Genomic DNA, 17,287 nt, shown 5'->3' with positions numbered 1-17,287 from the left:
ATTTGAATGGTGAAAGATGACTAACGGCTATCTGGCTTTCCCCCAATTTGATCCGGTAATTTTCTCTGTCGGACCTGTCTCCCTGCACTGGTATGGCCTGATGTATCTGGTGGGTTTTATTTTTGCGATGTGGCTGGCAGTACGTCGTGCCAACAAACCCGGCAGCGGCTGGAAAAAAGAGGAGGTTGAAAATCTGCTCTATGCCGGTTTCCTCGGCGTTTTTCTCGGTGGGCGTATCGGCTATGTGCTGTTTTATAATCTGCCGCTGTTTCTTGATAACCCCCTGTATTTGTTCAAAGTCTGGGACGGTGGCATGTCCTTCCACGGTGGACTGATTGGCGTCATTGTGGTGATGCTGTGGTTTGCCCGCCGTACCAGACGCAATTTCTTCCAGGTTTCTGACTTTATTGCACCGTTAATTCCCTTTGGTCTGGGCGCAGGCCGACTGGGGAATTTTATTAACGGCGAGCTGTGGGGGCGTGTGGCACCGGATCTCCCCTGGGCGATGCTGTTTCCGGGTTCGCGCAGTGAAGATGTTGCGCTGGTGGCGACCCATCCGGAATGGCAGTCACTGTTATCCACTTACGGCGTGTTGCCGCGGCATCCCTCGCAGGTCTACGAGCTGCTGCTGGAAGGGGTGGTACTGTTTATCATTCTGAACCTGTTTATTCGTCAACGTCGCCCGATGGGGGCTGTTTCCGGGCTGTTCCTGATTGGCTACGGTCTGTTCCGTTTTATCGTCGAGTTTTTCCGTCAGCCGGATGCGCAGCTGGGCCTGTTCGACAATGCTATCAGCATGGGACAGATCCTCTCCACGCCGATGATTTTTGCCGGTGTGGTGATGATGATTTGGGCTTATCGGCGTCGTGGTGCGCTGCAACCGGGTGAGGAAAAATGAAACAATATCTGGAATTAATGCAAAAAGTGCTGACTGAGGGCACGCCAAAAAATGACCGTACCGGCACCGGCACCCTGTCAATATTTGGTCATCAGATGCGTTTCAATTTGCAGGAAGGTTTCCCCCTGGTGACCACCAAGAAGTGCCATCTGCGCTCAATCATTCATGAACTGCTGTGGTTTCTGAATGGCGATACCAATACCGCTTATCTGCGAGATAATAAGGTGACCATCTGGGACGAATGGGCGGATGAAAAGGGCGACCTGGGGCCGGTTTATGGTAAACAGTGGCGCAGCTGGGGCGCTGCCGATGGGCGGCAAATCGATCAGCTGAGCCAGGTGGTACAGCAACTGAAAAGCGACCCGGACTCACGACGCATTATTGTCTCTGCCTGGAACGTTGGCGAACTGGACCAAATGGCGTTGGCTCCCTGCCATGCTTTCTTCCAGTTCTATGTTGCGGCCGGCAAACTTTGCTGCCAGCTCTATCAGCGCTCATGTGATATTTTTCTTGGCCTGCCGTTTAATATCGCCAGCTATGCCCTGCTGGTACATATGATGGCCCAGCAGTGTGATTTGCAGGTGGGCGATTTTGTCTGGACGGGCGGTGATACGCATCTGTACAACAACCATCTGGAGCAGACCCGGCTGCAACTGAGCCGTGAGCCACGTCCACTGCCGGTACTGACCATTAAACGCAAACCCTCTTCACTGTTTGACTACCGCTTTGAAGATTTTGAGATCGAAGGCTACGACCCCCATCCGGCGATTAAAGCACCGGTAGCGGTATGAGTCAGTCAGCAGCGGCGAGGTTGCCGCTGCTGAGAAGATGTCGCCGTTCAGAAAGTTGAAAAACAGGCAAAGCGATCCCTCAGCAGGGGATAGGTTTGTGCATCGGGTAGTTCAAAATGCCACCATTCGGTGGCAATCCCGCGAAAACCGCCGCCGAACATGATGGCATTCAGCAACAGTCTGTTGCGATGTGCCTCCTGGGATAATCCCGGATAATAAGGATGTGAGCGTTCATGCATATCATCAAATCCGGCTCCCATATCCAGTACCCTTCCTTCAGCGTCTGTCAGCGTGAGATCAACAGCGACCCCCCGGCTATGGTTTGAGCCCAGTGACACTTCTGCAACCCAGCGGGGATCGGGGCAGGCCTGCCACAGGCTGTGCTGTGCCTGCTGTGGCCGGTAAGCATCATAAATAAGCAAAGAAAACCCTGCCAGCGCCGCAATCGCGATACTTTTCTCCAGCGCAGTAGCGGCATCAGGATGCAGCAGGCAACGATCTTCACAATAGACAGGTTGGCCGCAGATATTGTCTGCGGTGGCATATTTCATATCGATAATCAGCTGTGGAAAGGCTTCCGCCAGATTTATCAGATTGCATTCGTCGGTCATAACAAACCCTGTCTCTCGTTTTATTTTGCCCTGTCGGGTGGGCATTCCTTCCGGGGAAGCGATGGGGAAATCAGCATGACTGTGTCAAAAAGGGAGGACTGAAAAGGTTAGCCCCGCTTATGGCCCTGCGACAGTATGCAGATTTTGCGGCCTGTGCCGCAACGATTTTGCCTGTTTTCTGTTTTACCGCATTTGTCTGTAAGCCGCCGCGCAATGGGCGTCTTCCGCACTGGACGCGCTGCGCGGGACATTTCATCCTTCAGCCATGCAAAAGATAAAGGGATTTACATTAATCGAACTGTTGGTGGTGATGGTGATTGCCGGCACCCTGACGCTGACGGCGGTGGGTGGCTGGCAGGAGTGGCAGCAACGACAGCGCCTTAATGCCAGCGCCAGACAGATCCAACATTTTCTGTTGCGGTTACGCAACGAGGCAAACTGGCATAACCAGCAGCAACTGTTATGGCAACGTTCCGCAGCCGTGTGGTGTATTGGCAGCGGGCCGTCGGCGAAGGGCTGTTCGCCACGCAAACGGGTGCTGGTCCTGCCGTGGCCGGAAATCAGGCTGCACTCTTTGACAGAAGGAATGGGATTCTATGGTCGCAGCAATATGGCAAAACCGGGCAGGATCGTCATCAGCAATGCGGCCGGTGAGCGACACATTATCGTCTCGTCACGCGCAAGAGTCCGCATCTGCCAGGACGTCTGCCCATAAAACCGGGGGATTTACCCTGCCGGAAATGCTGATTGCTCTGGCAATCAGCGCGGTATTACTGATCGGGGCTGCGCGGTTTTTGCCGCAATTACAGCTGGCGGATCTGCGCATGTTGCTGATGGTGCAACTTCATGAAGAGCTTCGGCTGATGATGGCAACGCTGGAAAAAGCGGTGCGGCGGGCGGGCTATTGTCGGGGAGAGTGTGGCGCGGCAGGGTTAACCCTCGGGCAGCAGGGAAGCTGTCTGTTGCTGCGCTGGGATGAAAACAGCAATGGCAAATGGGAGGGAGTGGAAAATGACAGAAGCGATTATTACGGTTACCGCCTGCGGCAGGGGAACCTGGAAATGCAGCGCGGGGTGACGGAATGCAGCAGCAGCGGATGGGAAAAGCTCAACGATCCTGCCACCGTGACGATTAGCGAATTTCAGGTGTTGCGCACTGGGGCTCAGATCCGTATCAGGTTGGGCGGCTATGTGCTGGCAGCGCCGCATTCCCCACTGATGCTGGAAAGCTGGCTGACAGCGAATAATCTGTGAATCGCGCTGAGCAGGGAAGCGGGGCAATGATTATGGTGATTATCCTGCTGCTGATGTCTGCGGCATTACTTAATGCTACCCGGCATCAAATGGAGGATTCGCTAAGCCTGCTGGTCGGTGAGCGTATCGGGTATCAGCAATCCAGCGAGGCTGTATCAGCACTGAACTGGGGAATGCAGCAGCAGTGGGGGGACCAGATGGGTTGGCAGTGTAAAGTGAGGGGAGCTTCGGGCTGGCGTGCCTGCCTGCTGCAACAGCAACAGCAACCCGCCCTGCTGCGTGCAGACAGTGGCAGCAACACCATTGCATTCTGGCAGTGGGTGCAACGAAGTGAAAACGGCTATCTGCAAGCTGTACCGCATGGCTGGCTGGATTTCTGTCCACTGACGGAAGAAAGGAGATGTCAACCGGATGAATAAGCAGCGCGGTTTCAGTTTGCCAGAGACGCTGGTGGCATTGCTGTTGTTTACCCTCAGCTTCACGGCGTTGTTGCATTATCAGCGGATGCTGGGCAGCGGTTTTCAGCTACAGCAGCAGCAGAGAGAGGCCTGGCGGCAGGCATGGCTACGTTTTGAGGGTTATCAGTCCCCTGACTGGCAGACTACCCTGAAGCAGGAGCCTGTGCAGGGATGCACGATGATGACGGCCAGCGCGGTGAGTCATGGCGGCCAGCAGGCGGAATTGTCCCAGCTGCGCTGTGAGCTGTTAACCGAATAATGTTTTTAATTTGTAAGTTGTGAATAAATTACGATTTTCCTGTAATAAAAAATTATTTCAGCTGATTCAGCCCATTTTGTAAAAACCGGGATTGTTTTTTCTGCGAGGTAAAAGTGCGTAATCTTTCTCTCGCTGCCAGAATTAAAACAGCGTGGCGAAATCGCGAAGGTTTAGCCGTTTATCATCGATTAGTTTTTTTCGGGATAAAGGTTTTCTGTCGGAGATAAACAGAAAGCAACGATGTCAGGTTGGTTAACCTGGCGTCCAGGGAAAATTGTCATTTATCAGTCTTTTCATGGATGAAAATAATATGAAAATAGCAAAGAAGCTTTTACTCTCTCTCTCATTATTCGCCATTTTTCTCCCTCAGGCAGGCGCTGAGGCGGTCAAAGATGTCACGGTTGATTACCGGCATGGCTACCGCCTGCGTGACAGGACGCACTACGATAAATTAGCGCTGGGTGCCAGCCTGCCAGATAACTGGGCATTCAATGTGGAGACAAAATTTAAAACCGGTGGCCCCAGTCCAAAAGATAAATATTACAACGACGTGGTGCTTAATGTTGTCGAAATGACGCTGCTTAAAACCTACAACTGGGGAAACTGGTCATGGTCTCCCTTTATTCAGCCAGAGTTCAGCTCGTCCAGAACGGAATGGAAATTTGGTGTGGCACCCTGGTATAAAATTAATGACAGCTGGTCGATTGGTGGTCTGTATCGTCTGGAATTAAGTGATTATGCTCACGACAGCCAGTGCGGCGACGCAGGCCACGATTTTTGTAGTCTGGATAAACACAGAACGGTAAACCGCTTTGATGCTTATTTCCGCTATCGTTGGGATGATTTGACCACCACCTACAAAATTATCTACATGCACGGGGATGACAAACTGTTTGCTAATCACAACGATAATTATGAGCAGGAACTGCAATTTAATTATGCAATGGGCGCGCAGAGAGAGTGGGGGCCTTATATCACCTTTGCTGACATAGGCCGAAGTGCTTATACCAGTGAACGCCAGCTGCGCCTGAGACTGGGAGTAACCTATACCTTCAAATAAACCTCGCCTGAAGCATTAACGGTAAGCACACCGTCCGGTAAAGTTGCAATGAGTGCCGGACGGGGTAAAGTATCCGCTCAAAGTCTGGCCCCGGATGCAGGAGCAGTGATGTTTACCGTTTACCACTCAAATCAGCTGGATTTGCTGAAATCGCTGGCGGCCTGGCAAATAGAGAACCAGCCTTTGCGGGACCCTTTCCAGCAGGAGGTGGTGCTGGTGCAAAGCCCCGGCATGGCACAGTGGCTGCAAATTGCGCTGGCAGAACAGTTTGGTATTGCTGCCAATATCGCTTTTCCGCTGCCCGCTACCTTTATCTGGGATATGTTTGTACGTGTCCTGCCGGATATTCCCAAAGAGAGTGCTTTCAATAAATCCGCTATGAGCTGGAAGCTGATGGCGATTCTGCCTGAGATGCTCAGGCGTGATGAATTTGCCCTGTTACAACACTACCTGGCCGACGATGAAGATCAGCGAAAACTGTTTCAGCTCTCATCCCGCGTGGCTGACCTGTTCGATCAGTATCTGGTCTACCGACCTGAGTGGCTCAACAGCTGGGAAAAGGGTAAAAGGCTTGAGCTGGGAGAGGCCGAGCGGTGGCAGGCACCGTTATGGGCGGCGTTGGTGGACTACACCCGCCAGCTGGGCCAGCCAGAGTGGCATCGGGCTAATCTCTATTCCCGTTTCATCGCTGCGCTGGAAAACAGCGCTGAACGTCCGGCAGATCTGCCAGACCGCGTATTTATCTGTGGGATTTCAGCGCTGCCGCCGGTCTATTTGCAGGCTTTGCAGGCGCTGGGCAAACATATTGATATCCATCTGCTTTTCACTAATCCCTGTCGTCATTACTGGGGAGACATCCAGGATTATGCTTTTCTGGCGAAGTTGCAAAGTCGTCGCAGGAAGCACTACCAACAGCAGGGTGAAAGTGCACTGTTTCGTCAGGCGGACGCATCAGCGCTGTTTAATGACGCTGGCGAACAGCAACTGAGTAATCCGCTGTTGGCGTCCTGGGGCAAACTGGGACGCGATAACCTCTACCTGCTGTCGCAAATGACCAGCCAGGAGATCGATGCCTTCGTGGATATCGAGCCATCCAATCTGTTAAAAAGTTTGCAACATGACCTGCTGGAGCTGGCGGATCACTCGGTTATTGGCCTGAATCCGCAAGAGTGGGCAACCAGCAGAAACAAACGGCTGCTGGATCCTGAAGACCAGTCTGTCAGTATTCATCTCTGTCACAGCCCGCAGCGTGAAGTGGAAGTGCTCCAGGATCGCCTGCTGGAGATGATGCTGAACGATCCGTCACTCTCCCCACGCGATATCATCGTCATGGTGGCCGATATCGACGCTTACACGCCGTTTATTCAGGCGGTGTTTGGCAACGCCCCGACGGACCGCTGGCTGCCTTTTGCCATTTCCGATCGGCGCGCCAGCCAGGCTCATCCAGCCTTACAGGCCTTTATCTCACTGCTGAATCTGCCGGACAGTCGCTTTACTTCAGAAGAAGTACTGGCGCTGCTGGAGGTGCCCGCGCTGGCCAGCCGTTTCTCTGTTGATGAGGAGGGGTTGCGGCTGCTGCGGCAGTGGGTGGGCGAATCCGGCATCCGCTGGGGGCTGGATGATGACACGCTGTCGGGGCTGGATCTCCCCTCTGACGGGCAACACACCTGGCAGTTTGGCTTGTCGCGGATGTTGCTGGGTTACGCCATGAACAGCCAGGCAGGATTGTGGCAGGGGATTTTGCCTTATGACGAGTCAAGCGGGCTGATTGCCGTGCTGGCCGGGAACCTGGCAGAGCTGCTGATGCGTCTGCGCCGCTGGCGCGAGCGACTGACTGAACCCCGTACGCTGGAGCAGTGGCTGCCACTCTGCCGTGAGCTGCTTGATGACTTTTTCGCTGGCGATGCCGATACCGAAGCTGCGCTGGCACTGATCGAAGAGCAGTGGCAACAGGCTATCAGTTACGGTATCGGGGCGCAGTATCTTCAGGCGATCCCGCTGTCGCTGTTGCGTGATGAGCTGGCATCGCGACTTGACCAGCAACGGATAAGCCAGCGTTTTCTTGCCGGTCAGATAAACTTCTGCACACTGATGCCGATGCGCTCTGTTCCTTTTAAGGTCGTTTGCCTGCTGGGAATGAACGACGGTGTTTATCCGCGGACACTGCCGCCGCTGGGTTTTGACCTGATGAGCCAACAGCCGGAAAAAGGCGATCGCAGCCGTCGTGACGATGACCGTTATCTGTTTCTGGAGGCGCTTAATTCAGCACAGCTTCAGCTGTATATCAGCTTTATAGGTCGCAGCATCCAGGATAATTCAGAGCGGTTCCCTTCGGTGCTGGTCAGTGAGCTGGTGGGATACATCAGCCAGAGTTTCTGTCTGCCGGATGACCGGGATCGCGATGTGGACAGCAGCGCGGCGGCGGTAGAGAAGCATCTTCAGCATCTGCACAGCCGGATGCCGTTTGCCGCCGAAAATTTCACGCCAGCGGCCGGTTGTCAAAGCTTTGCCGCTGAATGGCTGCCTGCGGCAAACGGCAGCGGTGTGGCGCAGCCGCCCTTTATGCAGCCTCTCCCGCCACTGGAAATCAGCGAGCTGAATTTCGAACAGCTGGTGCGATTCTGGCGTCATCCGGTACGTGCCTTTTTCAGCCAGCGTCTGGGCGTCAGTTTTACTATGTCACCTCCGGAACTGCCCGATGCCGAAACCTTCGTGCTGGATAATCTCAGCCGCTATCAGTTGAATCATCAGCTGCTGAATGCGTTGCTCGATGAGCAACCTGCACAATGGTTATACGACCGGCAACGTGCCTCAGGGACCCTGCCTTACGGTGTCTATGGCGAATTGTTCTGGCAGGCGCAACAGGCCGAGATGGAAGAGCTGGCCGGAAAGATTCGTCATCAGCGAAAAGCGGCCGCCAGCCTCGAAATCAATCTTCAGGTAGATGGGCTGCAACTGAATGGCTGGCTACCGGCCGTGCAGGAAGATGGCCTGTTACGCTGGCGGCCAGCACAGCTAAATTTTACCGACGGGCTGACGCTGTGGCTGGAGCATCTGGTTTACTGCCTGTGTGGCGGAGCGGGTGAGAGCAGGATGCTGGGGCGTAAAGAGAGCCAGTGGCGTTTTCCGCCACTCTCAGAACAGCAGGCCGCTGACTGGCTGCAACGCTATGTCGAAGGATACCGACAGGGAATGTGCACACCGCTGCTGCTGCTGCCCCGTTCAGGTGGTGCCTGGCTGGAAGCCTGCTTTGATAAAAAAACGCAGACCCTGTCTGATGATGATGCCAGCCGGGCAAAAGCGCGCATCAAGCTGTTACAGGCCTGGCAGGGAAATGCCCAGATTGAGGGCGAAGGCAGCGATCCCAGTCTGGCCCGCCTGTTTCGCACGCTGGATGAGCCGACCGTGCAGGCAATAATCGCTAATGCGCAGGCCTGGCTGCTGCCTCTTGCGCAGATCAATGACATTAAGTCAGACATCCTGTAGTGTTATTTTATAACTATTTTGTTGCTTTTCTGTTCACCTTCGCTCACAGCCGAAAGTGAACTATCCAGGGTAAATACCGGTCGCCCGGCTGCATGGGGGCTGACAAATAATGAGATTGTCGAGGAGTTTGAATGCGTCGTTTTGCAGTCTGGTTCACCACTCTGTTTCTTATTGCCACATTCTGGAGTCCACTGATTCAGGCTCAGCCTGGCTGGCAACCGATCCCTGAAACGATACGTAAAAGTGAAAAAGACCCGCGTCAGTACCAGGCCATCCGTCTGGATAATGGCATGACGGTGCTGCTGGTTTCCGATCCGCAGGCGACTAAATCCCTCTCTGCGCTGACCCTGCCGGTGGGTTCGCTGGAGAATCCCCGTAACCAGCAGGGGCTGGCCCATTATCTGGAGCACATGCTGCTGATGGGTTCGAAGCGCTATCCGCAGCCCGATAACCTTGCCGAATTCCTGAAAAAACATGGTGGTAGCCACAATGCCAGCACCGCGTCTTATCGTACGGCATTTTATCTTGAGGTGGAAAATGACGCGCTGCAACCCGCGGTTGACCGGCTGGCGGACGCTATCGCAGAGCCGTTGCTGGATCCGGTCAATGCCGACCGGGAGCGCCATGCGGTCAATGCCGAACTGACCATGGCGCGCTCCCGTGATGGATTGCGCATGGCGCAGGTTGGCGCAGAAACCTTAAACCCGCAGCATCCGGGCTCACTGTTCTCCGGTGGCAATCTGGAGACATTGCAGGATAAACCCGGAAGTAAGCTGCATGACGCGCTGAAGGCGTTTTATCATCGTTACTATTCGGCCAACCTGATGAAGGCGGTGATCTACAGCAATAAGCCGCTTGAGGAGCTGCAAAAGGTTGCCGTCAGCACCTTTGGCCGGGTGGAGAACCGCAACGCAGAGGTGCCGGAAATTACCGTACCGGTGGTCACCGAAAAACAGAAGGGCATCATCATTCACTATGTGCCCGCGCAGCCTCGTAAGCAGCTGAAAATAGAATTTCGTATTGAAAATAACAGCGATCGCTTCCGCAGCAAAACCGATACCCTGATTGCTTATCTGATCGGTAATCGCAGCAAAAATACCCTCTCAGACTGGCTGCAAAACAACGGGCTGGCCGACGCGGTTGATGCCGGTGCCGACCCGATGGTGGACCGTAATGGGGGCGTATTCTCCATTTCGGTGTCGCTCACCGATAAAGGCCTGGCAGAGCGCGATCGGGTGATTGCGGCGGTGTTCAGCTATCTCCATACCTTACGCAGTGGCGGAATCGATAAAAGATACTTTGATGAAATGGCCCACGTGCTGGACCTCGATTTCCGCTATCCGTCAATTACCCGTGATATGGATTACATTGAGTGGCTGGCTGATACCATGCTGCGTGTGCCAGTGGCAAATATCCTTGATGCCGGCTACATTGCTGACCGCTACGATCCGCAGGCGATCAAAGCGCGTCTGGACGGAATGACCCCGCAGAACGCACGGATCTGGTTTATCAGCCCGGATGAGCCGCACAATAAAGTTGCCTATTTTGTTAACGCCCCTTATCAGGTGGACACTATCGCCCCGGAGCGCTTTGCCGCCTGGCAGACCGCCAGTGAAAAAATTGCTTTATCATTGCCGGTACTGAATCCGTGGATCCCGGATAATTTCACGCTGATCCCCACTCAGCGTGCCTCGGCGCATCCTGAGCCGCTTATCAGCCAGCCGGGACTGCGGGTGTTTTATATGCCGAGCCAGTACTACGCTGACGATCCCAAAGCCAACATTACCCTCTATCTGCGTAACAAAGAGGCAATGAGCACCGCGAAAAATCAGGTGCTGTTCGGGCTGAACGATTACCTTGCCGGGCTGGCGCTTGATGAGCTGAACTCCCAGGCCTCTGTGGGCGGGATCAGTTTTTCCACCGGGGAGGATAACGGCGTCACCTTTAACGTCAGCGGCTTTACCCAGCACCTGCCGGAGCTGATGAAAGCGCTGCTGAAGGGCTATGCCAGCTATCAGCCGACGGAGCAACAGTTGGAGCAGGCCAAATCCTGGTATCGTGAGCGTCTGGATGCGGCGGAGAAGGGCAAAGCTTTTGAACTGGCGATTCAGCCAGCGCAGGTGCTGCCGCAGTTGCCCTACACGCCGCGTGCCGAGCGTCGCCAGCAGCTGGCCGCTATCACCTTGCAGGATCTCAATGACTACCGGCAGATGCTGTTGCAGAAATCCACTCCGGAACTGTTGGTGGTGGGGAATATGACGGCGGAGAGCAGCAAAAACCTGGCGACGGAGATTAAATCGCAGCTTAACTGCCAGGGCGACAGCTGGTGGCACAGTCAGTACATTCAGATTGACAAAAAAACGCTGGCAAACCTGCAAAAGCCGGGCAGCAGCACCGATTCTGCACTGGCGGCACTGTATGTGCCTCTGGGCTATGACGAATTAACCAGCATTGCCAGCAGTGCGATGCTCAGCCAGATAGTGCAGCCGTGGTTCTATAACCAACTGCGTACGGAAGAACAGCTGGGCTACGCGGTGTTTTCCTTCCAGATGCCGGTCGGGCGTCAGTGGGGGCTGGGTTTCCTGTTACAAAGCAATGTTAAACAACCGGCTTATCTGCTGCGCCGTTTTGAGGCGTTCTATCCCACGGCGGAGAAGCGCCTGCGTGCTATCAGCAAGGAAGACTTTGCTCAGTATCAGGCGTCGATGATCAATGAGCTGAAACAGCGCCCGCAAACGCTGGATGAAGAGGCCGGACGCTTCAGTAAGGACTTTAACCGCGAGAATTACCGTTTTGATACCCGTGCCAGATTGATTGCCGCGATCGGCGCGCTGACGCCAGAAAAACTGGCAACCTTTTTCCATGACGCGGTGATAAAACCTCAGGGGCTGGTACTGCTGTCACAGATCTCCGGCAGCCAGCACGATAAGGCAGACTATGCGGCACCGGCAGGGTTTACCACCTGGCCGGACGTGACCCGTTTGCAGCAATCTTTTCCGACGAAAAATGATAAACCATGAATCAAGCTGCCCGCCGTCTTGATCCCCTGACGCTGCCGCTGCACGGCGAAAGGCTTATTGAGGCCTCGGCAGGCACGGGAAAAACCTTCACTATCGGCCTGCTCTATCTGCGGCTGCTGCTGGGACTGGGTGGTGAAGCCGCCTTTTCCCGTCCGCTGGCGGTGGAGGAGATTCTGGTGGTGACCTTTACCGAGGCGGCCACGGCAGAGCTACGGGGCCGTATCCGGCAGAACATCCATCAGTTGCGTATCGCCTGTGTCCGTGGTCACACCACAGACAACATGTTGCAGCAGTTGATGCAGGAGATCGGCGATTTACCGCGCGCGGCGGCACAACTGCTGGCAGCCGAGCGGCAGATGGATGATGCCGGGATCTTCACCATTCATGGTTTCTGCCAGCGTATGCTCAACCTCAATGCTTTTGAGTCGGGTATGTTGTTTGAGCAGCAACTGATTGAAGATGAGCTGCCGCTGCGACATCGCGCCGCCGCAGATTTCTGGCGACGCCACTGTTATCCCTTGCCGCTGCCGGTGGCGCGGGTGATGGTGCAGATGTGGCAGGGGCCGGAACAGCTGCTCTCATCGCTCTCGCCCTGGCTGAATGGCGAAACGCCAACCCTGAAACATCCGCCCGATTTACAGGAAAGCTTTGTCGAGCGGCACGAGAGAATTATTGCCCGTATCAATGAAATGAAGGCGCTGTGGCTGGCGGCGGGCAATCTGCACGATCTGCTGGTGCAGTCTGGTGTGGACAAACGGAGTTACAGCAGTAAGCACTTACCCGTCTGGCTGGAAAAAGTTAACCAGTGGGCGCAAAGCGAGACGGAAGATTATCAAACTCCGCCGGAACTGGAACGTTTCGGACAGCGTATGTTGCTGGAGAAGACCAAAAAAGGCGAGCCGCCACAACATCCGCTGTTTGCACAGATCGATCTCTTTCTTGCTGAACCCCTCTCCCTGCGCGATCTGGTGATTGCGCGCGCGCTGAGTGAAATCCGCACCGCTACGCAAAAAGAGAAGCAGCGCACGGCGTTGCTCGGTTTCGACGACCTGCTCGGCAGACTGGACAGTGCCTTACAGCAGGCCGGGGGAGACGCACTGGCTTCGGCTATCCGCAGTCGTTATCCGGTGGCGCTGATCGATGAGTTTCAGGATACCGATCCGCAGCAGTACCGCATTTTCAGCAAGCTCTACGCCCACCAGCCTGACCATGCACTGTTGTTGATCGGCGACCCCAAGCAGGCAATTTACGCTTTTCGCGGGGCGGATATTTTCACCTATATGCGGGCACGTAATGAAGTCAGCGCTCACTACACGTTGGAAACCAACTGGCGTTCTTCCCCGGCGATGGTGGACAGCGTAAATCAGTTATTCAGCTGTCTGCCTGCGCCTTTTCTGTTCAGTGAAATCCCCTTCATCCCCGTCCAGCCCGCCCCCGCAAATGCAGCATTACGTTTTATGCTGGATGGCGAGGAGCAGCCCGCGTTACGCTTCTGGTTACAGCCTGGCGAAGGCGTCGGAGTAAGTGATTACCAGCAGTTTATGGCCCGACAGTGCGCGGCGGATATCTGCCACTGGCTGACGGCCGGACAGCGGGGTGAAGCGTTAATCGGTAAAGGCGATACGCTGCGGTCGGTGCAGGCTTGCGATATCACGATTCTGGTGCGCAGTCGCCAGGAGGCTGCGCTGATGCGCGACGCGTTGAACCGTCTGCACATTCCCTCCGTTTACCTCTCTAACCGTGACAGCGTTTTCAGTACCCAGGAAGCGCGTGAAATGGTATGGCTGCTTCAGGCGGTGCTGGCTCCCGACCAGGAGCGCATTTTACGCAACGCGCTGGCGACCAGCATTCTCGGGCTGGATGCGTTAACGTTGGAAGCGCTCAGCCAGGATGAACGCCAGTGGGACGCGCTGGTGGAGGAGTTCGATCTTTACCGACAGCGCTGGCTGAAGCGAGGCGTGCTGCCCATGCTGCGCGAGCTGATGGTCCGGCGGCACATTGCCGAAAATCTGCTGGCCTCTGAAAGCGGTGAACGTCGTCTGACCGACCTGTTGCATCTGGGGGAACTGTTACAGGAAGCCTCGACGCAGCTGGACAGTGAACATGCACTACTGCGCTGGCTCGCGCAGGAAGTGGCAGAGCCTGATGGTCAGTCCGCCAGCCAGCAGCTGCGGCTGGAGAGCGATCGCCATCTGGTGCAGATTGTCACTATCCATAAATCCAAGGGGTTGCAGTATCCGCTGGTCTGGCTGCCCTTTATTGCCAGTTTTCGTGAAGGGGGACAGGGGGTCTATCACGACCGGCAAAGTTTTCAGGCACTGCTCGATTTACACGACGATGCTGAAAGCCTTGAGCTGGCCGAGCAGGAAAGACTGGCGGAGGATCTGCGCCTGCTATATGTCGCACTGACCCGTTCAGTCTGGCAATGTAGCGTGGGTATCGCGCCTCTGGTGAAGGGTAACCGCAAGAAAGAGGGACTCAGTGACCTGCATCGCAGCGCGGTGGGTTATCTTATCCAACAGGGAGAAGCGGCGGATGCTGACGGGTTGCAACAGCATCTGCGGGCACTCAGTAGCGATGCGCTGGCGATCGGCGTTGCGGGCGAGGTTAACGATCGGACATGGCAACCGCTTTCGCTGTCGCTGCCGCCTCTCAGTAGCCGACAGATGACCCGCTCGCTGCGCGATGACTGGCGGGTTACCAGCTATTCCGGATTGCAGCAGCATGGTCACAATGCTGGTTTTGAGTTGTTACCGCGCCTCGACGTGGATGCGGCGGGTGAAGCTCAGGGCCACCAGGCCGTGCAGCTGACGCCATACAACTTTCCGCGAGGGGCCGCGCCGGGAACATTTCTTCATGCCCTGTTTGAAAATATCGATTTTACCCAACCGGTTGACCCGCAGTGGCTCAGTGCACAGCTGACCCGGCAGGGTTACGATGCGGCCTGGTTGCCGGTGATGCTGGCGTGGATTGAACGGGTATTGCAGACCCCGCTGAATGACAGCGGGGCCAGTCTGCATCAGCTACCGCCTGCCTGTTATCAGGTTGAGCTGCAATTTTTTCTGCCCGTCGGGCGTCTGCTCAGGGCTGAAGCGCTTGATCAGTTGGTGAAGCGCTATGACCCGCTCTCAGCCGGATGTCCACCGCTGAATTTTCAGCAGGTACAGGGGATGCTGAAGGGATTTATCGATCTGGTTTTTCGCTGGCAGGGCAAATATTACCTGCTGGACTACAAATCAAACTGGCTGGGTGACGCGGCAGCAGATTACACCCAGGAAGCCATGGCCCAGGCGATGCGTTCTCACCGTTACGATTTGCAATATCAGCTTTATACGCTGGCATTGCACCGCTATCTGCGGCACCGGTTGCCGGACTATGACTATCAGCAGCATTTTGGCGGCGTTATCTATCTGTTTTTACGGGGTGTTGATGGGGAGTGCCGGGAAAACGGCGTCTGGTTCAACCGGCCTGATGCCGCGTTGATTAGCGGGATGGATGCGTTGTTTACCGGTGAGAATGAGGAAGATTTATGAGCAGGATGGCTGAACTGTTAGCAGAAGCCTGCGAGCAGCGACTGTTCCGGCCGCTGGATGTGCAGTTTGCGCGCCTGATCGCCGGTGATGACAGGCCGGCGCTGATGCTGGCAGCTGCCTGTGTCAGCGTCGGTGCGGGGGAAGGGCATGTCTGTCTGCCACTGGCGCAATTTACCGGTCAGCTGCTGTTTGCCGGTCGCCATCCGGAACTGGCCCGACAGATCTCGCAGGAAGCTGGCGAACCGGACTGGCAGAGCCTGTTATCAGCCGAAGAGGCGGTGGGCGATGGTTCTTCGGCCACCCCGCTGGTTCTCTGGCAGCAGCGGCTTTATCTGCACCGGATGTGGCAGTCTGAAGGCGAAGTGGCGCGATTTTTTGTTAACGATGTCTCGCCCGTTATTGCCCAGCCTGAGCAACTGCGGGCCATTCTCGACCGCCATTTTGGATGTGAGCGTGATGACTGGCAGAAAATTGCCGCAGCGGTGGCCATTACCCGGCAGATCGCGGTCATTTCCGGTGGCCCCGGCACCGGTAAAACCACCACAGTGGCTAAGCTGTTGGCCTCTCTGCTGGCGCTTTCCGGCGCAAACCTGCGTATCCGCCTTGCGGCACCCACCGGCAAGGCGGCAGCACGTCTCACCGAGTCGCTGGGAAAAGCCCTGCAAAATCTGGATGTCAGTGAGACGGTAAAACAAGATTTTCCGACGGAAGCCACCACTCTGCATCGCCTGCTTGGTGCCATTCCCGGCAGCCAGCGAATGCGCTATCACGCCGGTAATCCTTTACATCTGGATCTGTTGGTGGTGGATGAGGCCTCTATGGTGGATTTGCCGATGATGGCCAGCCTGATTGCGGCCCTGCCGCCGCAGGCCAGAGTGATTTTTCTTGGCGATCGCGATCAGCTGGCGTCGGTGGAAGCCGGGGCGATACTGGGCGATATCTGTCGCTGTGCCGAGGCGGGGTACAGCGAGGCGAGGGCGAAAGAGCTCAGTAGCCTGACCGGCTGTGAGGTGGTGGGGCATGACGATGGCGGGGCGGTCAGCGTGCGCGACAGTATCTGTCTGCTGCGTAAAAGCTATCGTTTTGACCGTTCGTCCGGTATCGGGCAACTGGCGCTGGCCGTCAACGCCGGGGACACCCGTCGGGCGGATGAGGTCTTCGCCGCCGGTTTTGACGATATTGCACGGTTTTCAATGCACAGCAGTGAAGATTATCAGCAGTTGTTGAACAGTTGTCTGACGGGATATCAGGATTATCTGCTGCTGTTAAAAGCAGAAGCCGCACCCGAAGCGGTGATTGCCGCTTTTGGCCGTTTCCGTCTGCTTTGCGCTCTGCGTGAAGGGCCATTTGGGGTTACCGGACTCAATGAGCGGATTGAAACCTTTCTGGCGCAGCATCGCCTGATCCAACGCGCGCCGGGCGTCAGCGGCAAATGGTATCCGGGGCGTCCGGTGATGATCTCCCGCAACGACAGCGTGCTGGGGTTGTTCAATGGGGATATCGGCATTGCGATGAACGATGAAGAGGGGAGACTGAAAGTGTTTTTCCCGCTGCCTGACGGCTCCATCAAGGCGGTGCAACCAGGTCGTCTGCCCCCGCACGAGACGGCGTTTGCCATGACCGTGCATAAGTCGCAGGGTTCAGAGTTTGAGCACACACTGTTGGTATTGCCGGGACAGTTTGCTCCGGTATTGACCCGGGAACTGATTTATACCGCCATCACCCGGGCCCGCTTAAAGCTGACATTGTTTGCCGAGATGACGGTGTTCAGTAACGCGGTAAAAATCCGCACCCTGAGACGTAGCGGACTGGTCGAACGTCTGCGGGGAGCGGCGGAGTGCGGGTGAAAAGGGCATGGACGGTCTGAAAGATGCGTCGGCAGGCCCGCCAGCGGATTGATTTTCAGCCGCCGGGCTGG

General features: G+C 55.7%; 12 protein-coding genes. 11 read left to right on the top strand and 1 reads right to left on the bottom strand.

From position 1 onward, the window contains the following. The first annotated feature begins 16 nt into the window (after nucleotides 1-16). Complete coding sequence (gene lgt / locus BG55_RS13995; protein WP_034938576.1) at nucleotides 17-898, top strand: prolipoprotein diacylglyceryl transferase; 882 nt, start codon at nucleotides 17-19, stop codon at nucleotides 896-898. Further along, a complete protein-coding gene (gene thyA / locus BG55_RS13990; protein ID WP_034938574.1) occupies nucleotides 895-1,689 on the top strand; it encodes a thymidylate synthase in 795 nt (264 codons plus the stop codon). Before lgt ends, thyA begins: the two co-directional genes overlap by 4 nt. Before the next feature lie 47 nt (nucleotides 1,690-1,736). On the opposite strand, the gene ddpX is transcribed toward thyA, so the two are convergent. Next, entirely contained in the window at nucleotides 1,737-2,300 is a 564-nt protein-coding gene (ddpX, locus tag BG55_RS13985; RefSeq protein WP_034938572.1) for a D-alanyl-D-alanine dipeptidase, read from the bottom strand. 265 nt (nucleotides 2,301-2,565) lie between these two features. Here ddpX and BG55_RS13980 point away from each other — a divergent pair, with 265 nt between their 5' ends. The 9 genes from BG55_RS13980 to recD all read left to right on the top strand — a co-directional run bounded on the left by BG55_RS13980 (nucleotide 2,566) and on the right by recD (nucleotide 17,216). Further along, nucleotides 2,566-3,015, top strand: a complete 450-nt coding sequence (locus BG55_RS13980) for a prepilin-type N-terminal cleavage/methylation domain-containing protein (protein WP_034938570.1) — start codon at nucleotides 2,566-2,568, stop codon at nucleotides 3,013-3,015. Next, on the top strand, nucleotides 2,951-3,553 hold the full coding sequence (locus BG55_RS13975; protein WP_268745062.1) for a prepilin peptidase-dependent protein: 603 nt from the start codon (nucleotides 2,951-2,953) through the stop codon (nucleotides 3,551-3,553). The genes BG55_RS13980 and BG55_RS13975 overlap by 65 nt, the downstream gene beginning before the upstream one ends. Next, nucleotides 3,550-3,972: a DUF2509 family protein gene (locus BG55_RS13970; protein WP_034938568.1), complete on the top strand. Its 423-nt coding sequence runs from the start codon at nucleotides 3,550-3,552 to the stop codon at nucleotides 3,970-3,972. Before BG55_RS13975 ends, BG55_RS13970 begins: the two co-directional genes overlap by 4 nt. Beyond that, nucleotides 3,965-4,270, top strand: a complete 306-nt coding sequence (locus BG55_RS13965; RefSeq protein WP_034938566.1) for a prepilin-type N-terminal cleavage/methylation domain-containing protein — start codon at nucleotides 3,965-3,967, stop codon at nucleotides 4,268-4,270. The genes BG55_RS13970 and BG55_RS13965 overlap by 8 nt, the downstream gene beginning before the upstream one ends. 310 nt (nucleotides 4,271-4,580) lie before the next feature. Next, complete coding sequence (locus BG55_RS13960; RefSeq protein WP_034938753.1) at nucleotides 4,581-5,330, top strand: oligogalacturonate-specific porin KdgM family protein; 750 nt, start codon at nucleotides 4,581-4,583, stop codon at nucleotides 5,328-5,330. A gap of 108 nt (nucleotides 5,331-5,438) precedes the next feature. Further along, entirely contained in the window at nucleotides 5,439-8,816 is a 3,378-nt protein-coding gene (gene recC, locus BG55_RS13955; RefSeq protein WP_034938564.1) for an exodeoxyribonuclease V subunit gamma, read from the top strand. A gap of 131 nt (nucleotides 8,817-8,947) precedes the next feature. Then, entirely contained in the window at nucleotides 8,948-11,836 is a 2,889-nt protein-coding gene (ptrA, locus tag BG55_RS13950; protein ID WP_034938548.1) for a pitrilysin, read from the top strand. After that, nucleotides 11,833-15,369: an exodeoxyribonuclease V subunit beta gene (gene recB / locus BG55_RS13945; protein ID WP_034938546.1), complete on the top strand. Its 3,537-nt coding sequence runs from the start codon at nucleotides 11,833-11,835 to the stop codon at nucleotides 15,367-15,369. The genes ptrA and recB overlap by 4 nt, the downstream gene beginning before the upstream one ends. Then, on the top strand, nucleotides 15,366-17,216 hold the full coding sequence (recD, locus tag BG55_RS13940) for an exodeoxyribonuclease V subunit alpha (RefSeq protein WP_034938545.1): 1,851 nt from the start codon (nucleotides 15,366-15,368) through the stop codon (nucleotides 17,214-17,216). The genes recB and recD overlap by 4 nt, the downstream gene beginning before the upstream one ends. The last annotated feature ends 71 nt before the right edge of the window (nucleotides 17,217-17,287 follow it).

It is taken from the genome of Erwinia mallotivora (genome assembly GCF_000590885.1).
GTDB classification, from domain to species: domain Bacteria; phylum Pseudomonadota; class Gammaproteobacteria; order Enterobacterales; family Enterobacteriaceae; genus Erwinia; species Erwinia mallotivora.
Note: the sequence above shows the minus strand (reverse complement) of the source record. Positions and strands in the feature narration are given on the sequence as shown.

Coding starts and splice junctions, on each gene's coding strand:
- ddpX (WP_034938572.1), bottom strand. CDS start 2,300: ATGACCGACGAATGCAATCTGATAAATCTGGCGGAAGCCTTTCCACAG.
- ptrA (WP_034938548.1), top strand. CDS start 8,948: ATGCGTCGTTTTGCAGTCTGGTTCACCACTCTGTTTCTTATTGCCACA.
- BG55_RS13960 (WP_034938753.1), top strand. CDS start 4,581: ATGAAAATAGCAAAGAAGCTTTTACTCTCTCTCTCATTATTCGCCATT.
- recC (WP_034938564.1), top strand. CDS start 5,439: ATGTTTACCGTTTACCACTCAAATCAGCTGGATTTGCTGAAATCGCTG.
- recD (WP_034938545.1), top strand. CDS start 15,366: ATGAGCAGGATGGCTGAACTGTTAGCAGAAGCCTGCGAGCAGCGACTG.
- lgt (WP_034938576.1), top strand. CDS start 17: ATGACTAACGGCTATCTGGCTTTCCCCCAATTTGATCCGGTAATTTTC.
- BG55_RS13980 (WP_034938570.1), top strand. CDS start 2,566: ATGCAAAAGATAAAGGGATTTACATTAATCGAACTGTTGGTGGTGATG.
- BG55_RS13965 (WP_034938566.1), top strand. CDS start 3,965: ATGAATAAGCAGCGCGGTTTCAGTTTGCCAGAGACGCTGGTGGCATTG.
- recB (WP_034938546.1), top strand. CDS start 11,833: ATGAATCAAGCTGCCCGCCGTCTTGATCCCCTGACGCTGCCGCTGCAC.
- thyA (WP_034938574.1), top strand. CDS start 895: ATGAAACAATATCTGGAATTAATGCAAAAAGTGCTGACTGAGGGCACG.